General features: G+C 67.5%; 14 protein-coding genes. 4 read left to right on the top strand and 10 right to left on the bottom strand.

Features of this window, described 5'->3' with window-relative positions; translation table 11 throughout:
* Nucleotides 1–3: 3 nt before the first annotated feature.
* The 6 genes from RUR_RS26000 to RUR_RS25975 all read right to left on the bottom strand — a co-directional run bounded on the left by RUR_RS26000 (nt 4) and on the right by RUR_RS25975 (nt 5,556).
* A complete protein-coding gene (locus RUR_RS26000) occupies nt 4–432 on the bottom strand; it encodes an SCO4402 family protein (protein ID WP_283137811.1) in 429 nt (142 codons plus the stop codon).
* Entirely contained in the window at nt 399–1,100 is a 702-nt protein-coding gene (locus tag RUR_RS25995) for a hypothetical protein (protein ID WP_283137810.1), read from the bottom strand. The genes RUR_RS26000 and RUR_RS25995 overlap by 34 nt, the downstream gene beginning before the upstream one ends.
* 183 nt (nt 1,101–1,283) lie before the next feature.
* Entirely contained in the window at nt 1,284–2,489 is a 1,206-nt protein-coding gene (locus RUR_RS25990; protein WP_283137809.1) for an MFS transporter, read from the bottom strand.
* Nucleotides 2,490–2,668: 179 nt separating this feature from the next.
* Nucleotides 2,669–3,763, bottom strand: coding sequence for a PucR family transcriptional regulator (locus RUR_RS25985; RefSeq protein ID WP_283137808.1), 1,095 nt, complete (start codon nt 3,761–3,763; stop codon nt 2,669–2,671).
* 109 nt (nt 3,764–3,872) lie between these two features.
* Entirely contained in the window at nt 3,873–4,673 is an 801-nt protein-coding gene (locus RUR_RS25980) for an ABC transporter permease (RefSeq protein ID WP_283137807.1), read from the bottom strand.
* Nucleotides 4,654–5,556 carry an ABC transporter ATP-binding protein gene (locus RUR_RS25975; RefSeq protein WP_283137806.1) on the bottom strand — a complete coding sequence of 301 codons (903 nt, stop codon included), beginning with the start codon at nt 5,554–5,556 and terminating at the stop codon, nt 4,654–4,656. The genes RUR_RS25980 and RUR_RS25975 overlap by 20 nt, the downstream gene beginning before the upstream one ends.
* 623 nt (nt 5,557–6,179) lie before the next feature.
* On the opposite strand from RUR_RS25975, the gene RUR_RS25970 reads away from it, so the two are divergent.
* Nucleotides 6,180–6,743 carry a YbhB/YbcL family Raf kinase inhibitor-like protein gene (locus tag RUR_RS25970; RefSeq protein ID WP_283137805.1) on the top strand — a complete coding sequence of 188 codons (564 nt, stop codon included), beginning with the start codon at nt 6,180–6,182 and terminating at the stop codon, nt 6,741–6,743.
* A 24-nt stretch (nt 6,744–6,767) separates the two neighbouring features.
* On the opposite strand, the gene RUR_RS25965 is transcribed toward RUR_RS25970, so the two are convergent.
* Both RUR_RS25965 and RUR_RS25960 read right to left on the bottom strand, forming a co-directional pair.
* On the bottom strand, nt 6,768–6,974 hold the full coding sequence (locus RUR_RS25965) for an SHOCT domain-containing protein (RefSeq protein WP_283137804.1): 207 nt from the start codon (nt 6,972–6,974) through the stop codon (nt 6,768–6,770).
* Nucleotides 6,971–8,482 carry a cobyric acid synthase gene (locus RUR_RS25960; RefSeq protein WP_283137803.1) on the bottom strand — a complete coding sequence of 504 codons (1,512 nt, stop codon included), beginning with the start codon at nt 8,480–8,482 and terminating at the stop codon, nt 6,971–6,973. Before RUR_RS25960 ends, RUR_RS25965 begins: the two co-directional genes overlap by 4 nt.
* 331 nt (nt 8,483–8,813) lie before the next feature.
* On the opposite strand from RUR_RS25960, the gene RUR_RS25955 reads away from it, so the two are divergent.
* From RUR_RS25955 to RUR_RS25945, 3 genes are all read left to right on the top strand, one after another.
* Nucleotides 8,814–9,512, top strand: coding sequence for a hypothetical protein (locus tag RUR_RS25955; protein ID WP_283137802.1), 699 nt, complete (start codon nt 8,814–8,816; stop codon nt 9,510–9,512).
* A gap of 14 nt (nt 9,513–9,526) precedes the next feature.
* Nucleotides 9,527–10,255 carry a hypothetical protein gene (locus tag RUR_RS25950; protein ID WP_283137801.1) on the top strand — a complete coding sequence of 243 codons (729 nt, stop codon included), beginning with the start codon at nt 9,527–9,529 and terminating at the stop codon, nt 10,253–10,255.
* A gap of 203 nt (nt 10,256–10,458) precedes the next feature.
* Nucleotides 10,459–11,478, top strand: coding sequence for an AAA family ATPase (locus RUR_RS25945; protein ID WP_283137800.1), 1,020 nt, complete (start codon nt 10,459–10,461; stop codon nt 11,476–11,478).
* Nucleotides 11,479–11,608: 130 nt separating this feature from the next.
* On the opposite strand, the gene RUR_RS25940 is transcribed toward RUR_RS25945, so the two are convergent.
* Both RUR_RS25940 and RUR_RS25935 read right to left on the bottom strand, forming a co-directional pair.
* On the bottom strand, nt 11,609–12,586 hold the full coding sequence (locus RUR_RS25940; protein ID WP_283137799.1) for a cobalamin biosynthesis protein: 978 nt from the start codon (nt 12,584–12,586) through the stop codon (nt 11,609–11,611).
* Complete coding sequence (locus RUR_RS25935; RefSeq protein WP_283137798.1) at nt 12,570–13,370, bottom strand: phosphotransferase; 801 nt, start codon at nt 13,368–13,370, stop codon at nt 12,570–12,572. The genes RUR_RS25940 and RUR_RS25935 overlap by 17 nt, the downstream gene beginning before the upstream one ends.
* Nucleotides 13,371–13,575: the final 205 nt, after the last annotated feature.

Here is a 13,575-nt window from a genome sequence, read left to right as displayed (position 1 = left end):
GACCTAAGTTCTCGCGGATTGGTCGCCCTCATTCGCTAGAACACGAACCGCGGCAGCGGCAGCGCTGACCACGGAACCCCAGAACGGGGATCTCATGTAATCCAGGTCCTCAAGTTCCGTCCCCAGAGCTGCGAACATCGCGTCGATCGCGGCGGCAAGCTTTGTTAGGGCGTCGACTTCATCCTGCGACCTGAGATAGTCCCCGATGCACGATGAAGTGTTCTCCAGGACATCCGTGTCATCATAGAGAATATGTATATTCAGAGTGAAGTCGTCGTAGTATCCCGGATGAGGATACTCCCGATCGATCCACACCCTCTGCTGGTGCTCGGGACTCGCCAGCGCGTTGACCGCGGAGATTATCTCCCGCCGCATTTCCGGAAATCGGACATCATCACTCATGGAGTGTGCCATGTCGACCACTTCGACCATTCACTGAACGGAATATGGGCATTCTCGAAATAAACTTTAATCGATCCCTCTATCGGGTTCCCGTCACGCCCGATCACCTTGCCATTGTAACGAACAATAACGTGATCAACTCGCTGTGACGGCCATGCACTATCTGGGTCTCCCTTGTCGATCCTGACACCGCTTCCACGAGGATTCAAGGGATCATGCCAGCGTATTCCCGTACCCTTCCTATTCGAAATTCCAGCCCCCCATTCAACCGGAATCGTTTCAGGAAGCCCGTCCGGTTTCCAGTACCTTTCAGTGTCGGCGGCAACACCTTGATCAGCCGCAGCCGGCGTATCCCGACCCGGCTTCCTCGAGGGCCCGGCACCAGGCGTGCCGACGGCCCTCGCCGATCTCGATTCCGGCGCAACGGTGGTGACCGGGGCGTCGGTGTCAGATACGCCCAGGTGGCGAAGGTAGGCGTGGATTGCCGTCTCCGCCAAGGCCAGGGTGGAGCACATCTCACCGATCGCGTCCTGGGCTCTGGTCAACGACGCAAGGGCTTCCTCGAACTCGGGTGCGCTTGAGCCGTGGAGGGTGCGACGCAGTTCGGCGCAGGCCCAGTCCAGCGCATCCGCCGCCTCGGCCGAAAGATGCCGAGCCCGTTCCGAACCGACAAGCGCCGATCCCGCTCGTGCGATCACCTCTCCCAGGGACAATCCAGCTCTCCGATATCAGGGGGATTTCGGCATATCAACCGCCATAGCAATTAGTTACATCGATTAGACAATTCGTGTTCGTCGTTTTTTCAAGCGATCTGACCTGATCGGTATGGATCCGGTAAGGGCCAGGCGGGCCCGAGGGGGACCCGCCTGGCGGGGATGGTGCTACTTCCCAGGGGCCTCCCCCAGTCGACGCCAGGCGACGATCGTGATGACGGTCACCACGACGGCGGCCGTCCAGAACGGGGCGGTGATGCCGAGGGTCGAGGCGAGCAGCCCGCCGAGAAGGGCGCCCAAGGCGGAACCGCCGACGTCGAAGAGCGCGTTGACGCTGCCGACCCGCCCGAGCAGGTCCGGCGGTACGACCCGCTGGCGCAGGGTCACCGCGATGACGCCCCACACCATGGCGTGGATGCCGAAGAACACCAGGGTGGGCACGGCGATCCACGCCGTGGTGGCCAGGGCGAGGACGGCATGGGTGGATGCTTCGACGACGAGCCCGGCCCGGAGCAGGACCGCGGCGCCGAAGCGGGCCTGGAGCCGGGCGGCCAGGCCGGTGCCGACCAGGCCGCCGACCCCGAAGGTGGTGAGCAGCAGGCCGTACCCGAGCTCCGACAGGCCCAGCCGCTGCTGAACGTAGAGGACGAAGACCGAGAAGGCCGCGCCGAACACCACGTTGGACAGGCCCATGCTCACGGTGAGGGTCCGCATCAGGCGGTGCCGCCAGAGCCAGCGAACCCCCGCGGCGATCTCGGCGCGCAGCCCGGCGGAGGGCTCGGACGGCTGCGCCGGAATCGGCCGTACCCATGCCATGAGCGCGGCGGCCACCAGGAAGGTGAGCGCGTCCACGCCGAACGGCAGTGCGGCGGCGACGACGAACAGAGCCGCACCGAGCGGTTTGGCGAGGAACTGGTTGCCGAGGGTGAAGGTGGCCATCAGCCGGGCGTTGGCGCCGGCGAGCCGCTCCGGCGGGACGACGGCGGGGAGGATCGCCCCGGCGGCGGTGTCGGCGAGGGTCTCACCGGCACCGAGCAGGAAGAGGGTGAGGTAGACGACCGGGAGGCTCACCAGGTCTGTCGCCACCGTGACGGTCAGGGCGGCGAGCGCCAGACCGCGGAGCAGGTTGACCACGACGATGAGCCGCCGCCGGTCCACCCGGTCGACGTACGCCCCGCTGATCAGGGCGAAGAGCAGCCAGGGCAGCTGCTGGACGAAGACGGCGGCGGCCACCGCGGCGGGGTCTGCGGTGAGGGAGGCGATGAGCAGCGGTCCGGCGGCCATGGTGATGCCGTCGCCGATGTTGGAAATGGCCGTGGCGGTCCACAGCTTGGAAAAATCCGCGCCAAGACGCGCGGATGTACGGGCACGCAAAAGTTGCTCCTCGGAGGAGGGAATCGGTCAGTGCCTGTGACCGCCCCGAGGCGAGGAGTGAGGGTGCCGATCGAGCGGCTAGAGCGCGATGTCCCCTCGCGTCGGAGCGGCGAGGTCGGCCTTGTCGATACGCATGCGATTCCCCTCGATCCGACGATGTCGATCAAGATCGTATCAAGTCACCGATCGTGCGGGAACGGGTGCTCGGGCCAGTCGAGCAGCCGGGCGCCGAGGACCGCGGCCTCCAGGGTGAACCGCTGGGTCGGGTCGTCGGGGGAGAAACCGGTGAGCCGGCGGATGCGTTCCAGCCGGTAGGTGACCGCCCGGGAGCTGATGCCGAGTCTGCGGGCGGCGGCGCTCTGGTTGCCTTGCGCGGCGAACACCGCCTCCAGGGTCGCCAGCAGCGGCCCCGGGCCTCCCCTGGCCTGGCGGAGCGGGGCGAGCACCGAGCCGACGAGGTCCTCGATGGCCGCCCGGTCCCGCAGCAGGACGGGGAAGACGAGCAGGTCGGCGGCTTTGAGCACGGGGGCTCGCAGGCCGAGCCGATCGCCGAGCTCGACCGCCCCGCAGGCCTCCCGGTAGGAGGTGACCACCCCGCCGGGTCCGTGGTGCGGGCGGCCGACTCCGATCCGCCAGCCGGGTTCCAGCGCCGCCCTGACGTGGTGGGTGAACTCCCCGACCGCCGCGGGGAGGGTGCCCGGGGAGACACAGACGAGCAGGCCGTCCTCTCCGGTGACGAGGACGTTGTGCGACCCGAATCGCGCGATCATCAGGTGTTCGATCCGCCGGATGACGGGATCCGCGCCGATCGGGGACTGGGCGGGCCTGGCCACGGTGACCGTGTACGCCTCGGCGAGAGCGAGCCCGAAGTGCTCCGCGCGTTCGGCGAGCCGTTCGGCCCTGCCGTGCAGCAGATCGTGGATGAACTCCCTGCGGGCCTCGACCTCTTTTCTGATCGCGGCGCGCTGGGCGGCCTCGTAGCCGTCCATGAGTGTGAGGATCGTACGGCGTAACGCGGCGATCGGCGCGGACGCCGTACCGGATGCGGTCAGGTGTTCCGCGGCGAGCAGTACGGCCTCGACCAGCGCCTTCAGCGGGGCGCCCCGTTCTGCGGCGAGCGCCGCGGCCTCGCGGCAGCGGCCGATCGCGTCCCGCCCGGGCGGGCGGCCGGTGTCCACGGCGTCCACCACGACGGAGACCGGTTCACGGAGCAGGTCGGCGGGAACCCCGACGGCCTCGCCGATCCGGGTGGAGAGGTCACCGTTTCCGGCCACGTCCCCTCCTCGCGGTGCGCACCGACGGCAACCCTACTCCGGCCCTCTCAGCCGCGGAGCCCCGGTCGTCCCGGGGCTCCGTTTTACCCGATTCGGTCACGTGCCACGCTCACACCCCGACGTCACGGCGGTCGAAGGCGCGGACCGCCGTGAAGAGCAGGACGGCGATGGCGGCGGCGAGGATCAGGTAGTCCCCGACGGGCCAGCCCAGGCGGAGTGGGTTTCCGTCCGCGTAGTAGCGGAACGGGGAGACCCAGCGCAGCCAGGAGATCGCGTCGACGTTCTTGGCAAGCGACTCGATCGCGTAGGAGGCGACGGCCACCCCGCCGGACGCCGCCAAGGCGACCGCCTTACGGCCGGTGATCGCCCCGATGGCGAGGGCGAGGGTGCCGACCAGCAGGGCGAGCAGGTAGAGCCCGGTGTGCGCGGCGAGAACCCGGTCCACCTCGACGTTCATGTCGACAAGCGCAACCATGGTCGTGACCAGCGCGAAGCTGACGACGGTCACGATGAGGAGCCCGACCGCGACGGCGGCCCACCGCTCCAGGACGATCCGGCTCCGGGAGAGCGGGAGGGCGAGGGTGAGTTCCAGGGTGCCTTTCCCCTCGGGGACGGCGATGGCCCGGTTGGCGAGCAGAACGGCGCAGACGATGAACAGCAGCGGCCCGAAGAGCTGGTAGACCAGGGTCTGCAGGTAGCCCGCACCGCTGGCGATGTCGTCGAGACCTCCCATGAGGTCGCGGAGCGCGCCGGGGTACTTGGCGAGCGCGGCATCGCCGTACACGTCGGGGTTGGCGGCAATGCTCGGATATATCGACAGATAAAGTGTGAGGAACGCGCATATGCCCACAGTCCAGCCGATCAGCGAGCGCCGGTAGTCCCGCAGGGTCTTACGCACCAGCGTAGGCATGGTCCTCCTCCTCGCTGTAGTACGCCAGGAAGATCTCTTCCAGGTCGGGTTCCTCGCTCACCATGTGCACGACCGTGAAGCGCGCCGCGGCCTTGATCAGCGCGTCGGGCCGCCCGTCGATCGTGCAGCGGACCGCCGTACCCTCGACCCTCAGGTCACGCACCCCGGGCAGCCCCTCGAACGCCTCCGGCGGAACGGGCGCGTCGAAGTGGAACTCCACCCGGCGGATCGCCTTCTCGCGCAGCGCGGCCACACCCTCCACCGCCACGAGCCGGCCCCCGCGGACCACCCCCACCCGGTCGGAGACGTGCTCGACCTCGGCGAGCACGTGGGAGGACATGAGCACGGTACGGCCCGCGTTCCTGGCCTCGCGGACCATTGCGAGGAACTCCTGCTGAACCAGCGGATCCAGGCCGCTGGTCGGCTCGTCGAGCACCAGAAGATCTGGATTGTGCATGAACGCCTGGATCAGGCCGACCTTCTGCTTGTTGCCCTTGGAAAGCTTGCCCATGCTGACGGACAGATCCGCCTCCAGCCGCTCGGCGAGCACCGGGATCTGACTCCTGCCGGACCCTCTGACCTGGGCGAGGAACTCCAGGTACTCCCTCGCCCGCTCGGTGCCCTCCAGGGAGAGCTCACCGGGGAGGTAGCCGATCCGCGCGCGGACCCGGTGGTCCCGGGGGTCCTTCCCCAGGATCCTGATCCGGCCTCTGGTCGGCCTGATCACGTCCAGGAGGAGCCGGATGGTGGTGGTTTTTCCCGCGCCGTTCGGCCCGAGGTATCCGAACACCTCCCCGGCTGCGACGGTCAGGGTGAGATTCTCCAGCCCTCGTCGCCGGCCGTAGAACTTGCTCAGTCCCTCGGCCTCAATCACTGCTGTCATGGGGCAATCCTGATGTTCCCGCCATCGCCGGACGAGTACCGTACCCGGACAGTTCATCCTGGTCTTCGCTTCCCGGTCCCGGCAACATGTCCGCCGGCGCTTCTCCCCGGCGTGCCCGACGGGTGGTTCGCCCCGGTGCGGCGGGCGCCGGGCCGCCGGAACCCGGTCGGGTACCGGCTCCGTGGACCCTTCCGATCATGTACGGGCTACGCGTGCACCGCGGGGCCGACGCGGTGCACGCGCCCGGCGGAACAAGGCCACGCCAAGGCCCGCCCTCAGGTGCCGGGCCGGTCAATGCCCGAGTCAGACGGTGTACGGGCTGCGCGGACGCTTGCTCCGCCGGAGTCCGGCGTCTGGGCACCCGCAGGCCGTACCCAGCTCGATTATGTGTCTTTATCCCGTTAACCGATCGAGCCCGAGCGTTACTCGACGCCTCCATGATCTCTTATTACATTATTTCACCGTTTATCACTTTATAGACGAGGCGGCTTCACCTCAGAATCTCGACATAACACCACAAAAACCCATGCCCACCTGCACCGACATAACAGTGCCGAACACTCGTAAATCTTGATAAGCGAAAAATGCTGAAAACAACGGCGACTCCAGCAACAATCCCGGGTATGAAGCGGCTTATCTGTATCAGCGTGACCATCCTCGCCCTCGCCGGATGCTCGTCAGGTACCGGCGAAAGCAGCCAGGACGGCACGAAACCCCCGGCTTCCTCCGCCCCCGCCACCGCGTCGATCACCGTCACCAGCTCGGCGTTCGCCGCCGGTGCGGACATCCCGGTGAAGTACTCCTGTAAGGGAGAGAACATCTCGCCGCCGCTGCAGTGGAGCGGGGTGCCCAAGGAGGCGACCTCACTCGCCCTCGTGGTGGACGACCCGGACGCGCCGAATCCCCCGTACGTCCACTGGGTCGTCCTGAACATCGACCCGGCCGCGACCGAGGTGGCCGAAGGGGCCGTGCCCGCCAAGGGGACGCAGCTCAAGGGATCGAACGGGCAGGCCGCCTACGCCGGCATGTGCCCGCCCGGACAGCGGCACCGCTACGTGTTCAAGGTCTACGCCTTGAAGGAGCCGCTGCAGAACGCCGAGACCCAAAGCCCGGTCGAGATCGGCAAGAGCCTGGATCAGAACGCGATCGCCAAGGGCGAGCTCACCGGGAGCTTCCAGCCCTCCTGACCCGGTGCCGGGACCCGCGCGTGATCACCAGCTCTGCGACAGCCCGGACATTCGGCGCAGGTACTCGTCCTCGTCGATCTCCCCGGCCGCATACCGGCGCATGAGGATCTCGCGCGGGCTCTCCTGCTTCGGCCTGCCGGCCAGCGCCCGGCGTGCCCGGGAATCGCGGAGCAGGATCGACACACCGATCACGACGACCATGACCGTCACCACGAAGAGCAGAAAGTTCACGACGCGCCTCCCAGGCCGGCGGGTGGAATGACCGGCAGGCCGGTCGGCACTCCATGCTCAAGGATGCGCCAGATCGCGGCCGTGTCCAAATGCCGTTCCACCAGATCGCCGAGCGCGTCCAGCCGCGCCTCCCGGATCGCGGCGAACGACACGTCCGGCGCGGGGACGAAGGAGCGGCCCGCCCGCCGCGCGACATCGGCCAGGAACGCCCGGCGGAAGTCGTCGTTCTCCATCGCCCCGTGCCAGGTCGTCCCGTAGACGCCCCCCACCCGGCAGCCGTCGAGGAAGCGGTCCGCGTCACCCTCCACCGTGGTCAGCCCGTGATGGATCTCGTAGGCGGCCACCGGATGGCCGTACCCCTCCCCCGCTGGCCGCCCCAGCGTCTTGGCCTTGGCGAACTCCACCCGGGTCGGCAGCAGCCCCAGCCCCGGCACCAGACCCCGCCCCGACTCGACCTCGTCGTGGATCGTCCCGGCCAGCATCTGATATCCGCCGCACACCCCGAGGATCGGCCGACCCGCCGCGGCCCGCCGCGTCAGGGCCGCCGCGAGCCCCCGCTCGGTCAGCCACTCCAGATCGGCGACGGTGGCCCGGGAACCCGGCAGCACGGCGAGATCCGCCGCCGCCACCTCGGCCGGATCCGCGGTGAACCGGACCACGACCCCGGGTTCGGCGGCGAGGGCGTCCAGGTCGGTGAAGTTGGAGATCCGCGGATACCGCACCACCGCGACCCGCAGGGTCTGCGCTCCGTACGGCGGCAGCGGGGTCGCCGCCGGACGCTCCAGCGCCAGGGAGTCCTCCACGTCGATCTCCGGTCCGGCGAGCCACGGCAGCACGCCGAGCACCGGCCGCGAGGTGAGCTCCCGCAGCATGTCCAGTCCCGGCGCGAGCAGCTCGGGCGCCCCCCGGAACTTGTTGATCACCCATCCGGCGATCAAGGCCTGATCCTCCCGATCCAGCAGCGCCAGGGTCCCGTAGAGCGCAGCGAAGACCCCGCCCCGGTCGATGTCCCCCACCACCAGCACCGGGAGCCGCGCGGGCCGGGCCAGCCCCATGTTCGCGATGTCCCCCGCCCGCAGGTTGATCTCGGCCGGGCTGCCCGCGCCCTCGCAGATGACCACGTCGTACGCCTCGCGGAGCCGCTCCAGGGAGGCGAGCACCACCTCGCGGAGCCGGTCCCGATGCTCCCGGTACCCGAGCGCGTCCACCTCGGCGACCGGCCGGCCGAGCACCACCACCTGGCTGTGCCGGTCGCTCCCCGGCTTAAGCAGCACCGGGTTCATGTCCGCGGTGGGCTCGATCCCGCACGCCGCCGCCTGCATCGCCTGCGCCCGCCCGATCTCGGCCCCGTCGGCGGTGACGAAGGAGTTGAGCGACATGTTCTGCGCCTTGAACGGGGCCACCTTCACCCCCTGCCGTGCCAGCCACCGGCAGATCCCCGCGGTCAGCACACTCTTCCCCGCATCACTGGCCGTCCCCGCCACCAGCAACGCCCCGTTCCTCGCCACCGAGTCCCCTCACTCTTTGCGCAAAACACCCACGCACATAGGTATCAGGTTTATCCCGGCGATTCGACGCCCCAGCTTGAACAGCTGAGCAACCCGGTGTCGCTAGGCACAAGGGCGAATCCCACCGGCGGCCGTTGCGGCATGCCATTCCGGAATAACTCCTTGCATACATGACGATACCGACCGTACGTTCCCGGCGGGACGCACTTCCGAAGTGTCACCGGGGTAAGGCCGTTCTCTCTGCCGCCGACCGTTGGGTGCTGAATTCGGGTGATTCGCGAGGCGTCGACGTCGCTTCCCCCTCCGGAGACGAACGGCGGTCCGGATGTCTTTGATCACTGATCTCGCCGCGCGTCTACGCGCCATCGCCGAGGGGCTCCCGGTCGAGCCGCTGGAGTCCGCCAGGGAAAGAGTGGAGACGGCGGCGAGCATCTTGGCTCCGATCGCGGACGGTGCTCTCTCCCCGCTACCCCAGGAAGGACTGGCGCATCTGGCAGAGGCCCTGGCCCGGCTGGAGGACGCGTACGTCCAAATGCGGAAAGGCCACAACCTGGTCCTGCTGTACGCGGCGACGCTGCTCGGCTCGGGCTGGATCGTGGCCCCGCCCCGCCACCACGGCGCCCCGTTCAACGCCGACTATGAGGGCTGGGTCCGGCGCGAGTGCGGCGGCCCCGCGGACCGCGAATACCTGGTAGTGCACGGTGGCAAGTCGGTGATGTTCGACGCAGCCCGGGTTGAACAGCGCGATGGCGTTTCGGTTGAGGTGCTGGTTGACGCCAAAGGGCGGTACGACCAGTTCATCGACAAAGGCACCGGCGACTTTTATTCACGGTGGGCGCATTCATCGCGCAGCGGCCTTCCGAAACTACTGGATCGAGCGCTTGATCAAGTGGTGGCGGGTGCCGGAAGACCGGTTGAGTGGTGGTGCGCCGAACGGGCCTTCGCCCGCCTGCTCAACCGAGCCTTCAACAACGACCCTCGACTTGAAGGGCAAATCCGTGCCGTGTACCGGCCCAAGCCACCGGAATAAGAAAGGATGGCCCCATGGCGCTCGATGAATGGACGCTCTCAACGGGTTCGCAGGTACCCGCTGAGCGCTGGCACGGGGAAGCGCGACGGCTACGCAACCTCATGGACGTGATCGACGCCCACGTAACCGAAGCCTATGAGGCCCCAGTCTCCTGGCACTCGGAGGGCATGACGGCCGAACAGTGGGCGGATCCGGATGCCATCGAAGCCGAGATGGTGGGCAACCGCAGGGTTGATGCCTTTGGCAAGCTGTTCGAGGCGGCTGGGACGAGTGGTATCGCCCAGGGCCGCCTCAACGATATGCCCAAGAACATCATCCACTCGCGATGGACCGCCGGGGTGTTGCACAGGTGGTCGTTCACCGCATCGTTCGGCTTCTATACGCGCTATCCGGTCGCGCAGGGCGGGGCTAGACCTTTGGAGGAACATCCGCCTGTCTGGCTGGTGTCATTGGTCTCAGATGTAGTGCAGGCTATCGACGCACCCACGGTTCGCATCGGCAACAACCTGCTTCGCGACGAACTGATGGACGTCCGAGACGCGGTCGAGGCGTGGACGGTCACCTACCTGCCCCGGAACGTCGATGCCACCGGGCTGCCGGAAACGCTCACCGTCTACCCGTGCACCGCTCCGGCAGGAGGTCACGTGGTGGTGGCCGACCTGGAACTTGCGGCCCACACCCCCGAACGCCTCGTGGCCGACCTACTCCTCCTCGACGACCGCATACGCGCCCGCACACCCTGATTGGCGAGCTCCCCACCAACCGGGGTCAGGTCGTACTGTCCATCTGTTAATGGAGTCACAGAACGCCCCAAATTTCAAATTCAGGATTTAGTCGGATTTGGGCAACCAGCACACTCACACTTTAACTGGTTTCAAGCCCAGTCTCCGTCCCATGGTTACAGATTTCATCTGCATCGACGACTAACAGCGAATATTGTGGCATAGTGTTGATAAGATTCGATGCAAAGAACTACCGCTCCATCAGAGAGCGGGTCGAGCTTTCGATGGTGGCGATCGATGATCGGGAAGAGGCCCGTCCGGCTCCACAACTCGGCGCGAGCCTCCTGCCCGTCGCCGCAGTGTTCGGCCCCAACGCCTCGGGAAAGTCGAATGTCGTGGCGGCGCTTTCCTGGGTCCGCGACGCCGTTCAGCACTCCCTGCGTTTCTGGGAAGACGAAATCCCCATCGACCCATTCGCGTTCGGTACAGGCCCGACCATGCCTAGCGAGTTCTCCGTCGAGATGACCATAAAAGGAGTGAGATTCGAGTATGTTCTCGCACTCACCCAGGCGAGGATTCTCTACGAAGGTCTGTTCCACTATCCGGAGAAGAATCGCAGGCGAATCTTTGAGCGGGACGGCCTGGAGCTTAAGCTACAGCGAGGCCTTGGTGGCATTTCCGGAACCCGTAAGTTGCTGACCCACAGCGCCCTGGCCCTCTCAATCGCACGCCGATTCGACGAGCCACTTGTCTCGGATTTCGCCCGCAAGATCCAGGAAATTCAGACGCACCGAGGCCTGAGATTCTCCGAAGGAGATATACCTCTAAATTTCAGTTCCGAATCTGAGGGAACCAAGACCTCGTTCCACCTGATCGGGCCTGTCTTGACAGCCCCAAGAAGAGGGTCCGTTATAATTCTCGATGAGTTGGATGCAAACCTGCATCCAATCCTGTCCGCAGAGCTACTGACAATCTTTCACAGCCCGGCGACCAACCCGCGAGATGCACAGCTTATCTTCACCTCACATGCTACAAGCCTGCTCAACCATCTCAACCGGGACGAAATTTGGCTCACCGAGAAGCGTGACGACGGTTCCACCCACCTGGGGGCACTCGCTGAATTCGCGGGTGAACGTGTACGGAATTCCCGGAATCTCGAAGACGCCTATCTGCGCGGTAGGTTCGGAGCACTCCCCCACATAGACCAGTCCGGCATCCGCCGTGCGCTTGGGCTGATCGGCTAGTCGGATGCCACAGCGACCACGACGAGGCAAGCGGAACGGCACGCTCTTTCCCAAGGACAATCCTTCGTCCGGCATGTTCGAACTCCTCAGGAATCTGGAAGAAGCCTGACCTGTGTTCGGCCTACTTGGCTCAGCCGGTCTGCTGCCGCTCACGCGACGGGCGGAGGGTGATGGCTGCGGCGGTGGCGAGGGCGAGGAGGTTGACGGTGCGGGCCAGGCGGACGCCGTTGCGGAGGTCCTGGGGGGTGGGCGGGGCGCCTTCGCCGAGGTGGGGGCGGAACTCGTCGCGGCCCGCGTAGTGGTTAAGACCGCCGAGCCGTACCCCGAGGGCGCCGGCGAAGGCGGCTTCGCAGACACCGGAGTTGGGGCTGGGGTGGCGGTAGCCGTACCGGAGCATCGTGGACAGCGCCCGGCGTGGAGAGCCGCCGACGATGGGGGCGGCGACAGCGCCGAGGAGTCCGGTGATCCGGGCGGGAAGATGGTTGGCGAGGTCGTCGAGGCGGGCCGAGGCCCAGCCGAACCGCTGGTAGCGGGGTGACCGGTGGCCGACCATCGCGTCGAGGGTGTTGATCGCCCGGTAGGCGAGCAGTCCGGGAACGCCCAGGCAGGCTCCCCAGAACAGAGGGGCGACCACCGCGTCGGAGGTGTTCTCTGCGACCGACTCCAAGGCGGCTCGGGCGATTCCGGCGCTGTCCAACCGGGAGGGGTCCCGGCCGCAGAGGTGGCCGAGCCGGCCCCGGGCGGCGGTCAGGTCGCCGTCGGACAGGGTGCGCGCCATCCGCTCGCCTTCCCGGGCCAGGCTGGTGCCGCCGAGGACAGCCCAGGTGGCGGCGGCGGTGGCGGCGGTTTGGGTGAACGCCGAACCCCGGCCGGAGCGGGTGACCCGCTCCAGGGCGATCCCGGCCCCGGCCACCGCGCCCACGGAGAGTGCGGCGAAGACCGAGCCGCGGACCCGCGAGTCGCCGTACAGACGCTTCTCCAGAAAACCGGCGGCCCGCCCGAACGCGGCGACGGGGTGGCCACGGCGTGGGTCGGCGAAGATCTTGTCGAGGGCGAAGCCGAGCGCCAGACCGAGGGCCCGGCTGTGTGACCTACGCCAGGTGGGCATCGAGTTCGCCCCAGTTCGCGGTGAGCCAGGACTGGGCCCGCTGGATCCGTTCCCCCGCCCCCTGGTCCCACATCCGAGCCCAGCCGCCGCCGTGGGTGATCGCGCGATCGGCCATCTCGTCGTAGGACCGCTGGAAGCGGAGACGGGCGATGGGCAGCACCTTCCGCCGTTCCTCAGAAGTAAGCCCGTAGGCGTCGCAGAAGAGCCGGATCCGCGGTCCGGCCTGCAGCCCGGCCTGCCGAGGGTCGCGGTCCGCCGGGTCGGCGAGGGGAACCCAGTGCCGGAGCGTCGTCACCACGTCGAACAGCCGGGTCGTCGGCCGCGCCATGTCGAAGTCGATCAGGGCGTAGGGACGTTCCAGACGGAACACCACGTTCTCCGGGGTGACGTCGCAGTGCCCGATCAGCTCGGGCTCGTCGTCCACATTGGAGCCGGACTCCCACACCGCGTCGGTCGGGGGCACGAAGGACTCGGCCGCGTCGTGGTACCGGCGGAGCAGCCGGGCCAGCTCCACCAGGGTCCGCTCGGTCACCGCGTAGTCGGGCAGGGGGCGCAGCGCCGTCTCCCCGTGCACGTAGGTGAGGATCTCCCTCCCCTGGTCGTCCACCCCGATGACCTGCGGCGCCCCGGCGAACCCGCGGGACCGTACATGCTTGAGCAGGGCGTGTACGGCGGGCGCCGTGGGCCGGGGCGGACGCCGTACCGTGTCCCCCACCCGCACCACGCCGGCGGTCACGTCCCCGCCTTCGAGCGGAATCTCCTCCATCAGTCCGGCTGTCACCATGGCAGGCGAGCCTACCCGGTGTTCTCGCATGCCGATCGAGCCCGCCTCCAGCAGTCCCTGTGGGTGAGCACATACGCAGATATCCGGCGGGCGCAGGCTCGGCCACCGCACCCGTGAGCCCGTCTGCCGGAACCGGCGATGGGGACACGGCGACCGCCGCGTCTCACGGTTCGGGCACGAACCCCTGCTTTCAACAGCCCCTTCG

The organism is Rhizohabitans arisaemae, assembly GCF_025996515.1.
In the GTDB taxonomy this organism is placed as follows: Bacteria; Actinomycetota; Actinomycetes; order Streptosporangiales; family Streptosporangiaceae; genus Rhizohabitans; species Rhizohabitans arisaemae.
Note: the sequence above shows the minus strand (reverse complement) of the source record. Positions and strands in the feature narration are given on the sequence as shown.

Coding starts and splice junctions, on each gene's coding strand:
- RUR_RS26000 (WP_283137811.1), bottom strand. CDS start 432: ATGGTCGAAGTGGTCGACATGGCACACTCCATGAGTGATGATGTCCGA.
- RUR_RS25975 (WP_283137806.1), bottom strand. CDS start 5,556: ATGACAGCAGTGATTGAGGCCGAGGGACTGAGCAAGTTCTACGGCCGG.
- RUR_RS25935 (WP_283137798.1), bottom strand. CDS start 13,370: ATGGTGACAGCCGGACTGATGGAGGAGATTCCGCTCGAAGGCGGGGAC.
- RUR_RS25950 (WP_283137801.1), top strand. CDS start 9,527: ATGGCGCTCGATGAATGGACGCTCTCAACGGGTTCGCAGGTACCCGCT.
- RUR_RS25940 (WP_283137799.1), bottom strand. CDS start 12,586: ATGCCCACCTGGCGTAGGTCACACAGCCGGGCCCTCGGTCTGGCGCTC.
- RUR_RS25980 (WP_283137807.1), bottom strand. CDS start 4,673: ATGCCTACGCTGGTGCGTAAGACCCTGCGGGACTACCGGCGCTCGCTG.
- RUR_RS25970 (WP_283137805.1), top strand. CDS start 6,180: ATGAAGCGGCTTATCTGTATCAGCGTGACCATCCTCGCCCTCGCCGGA.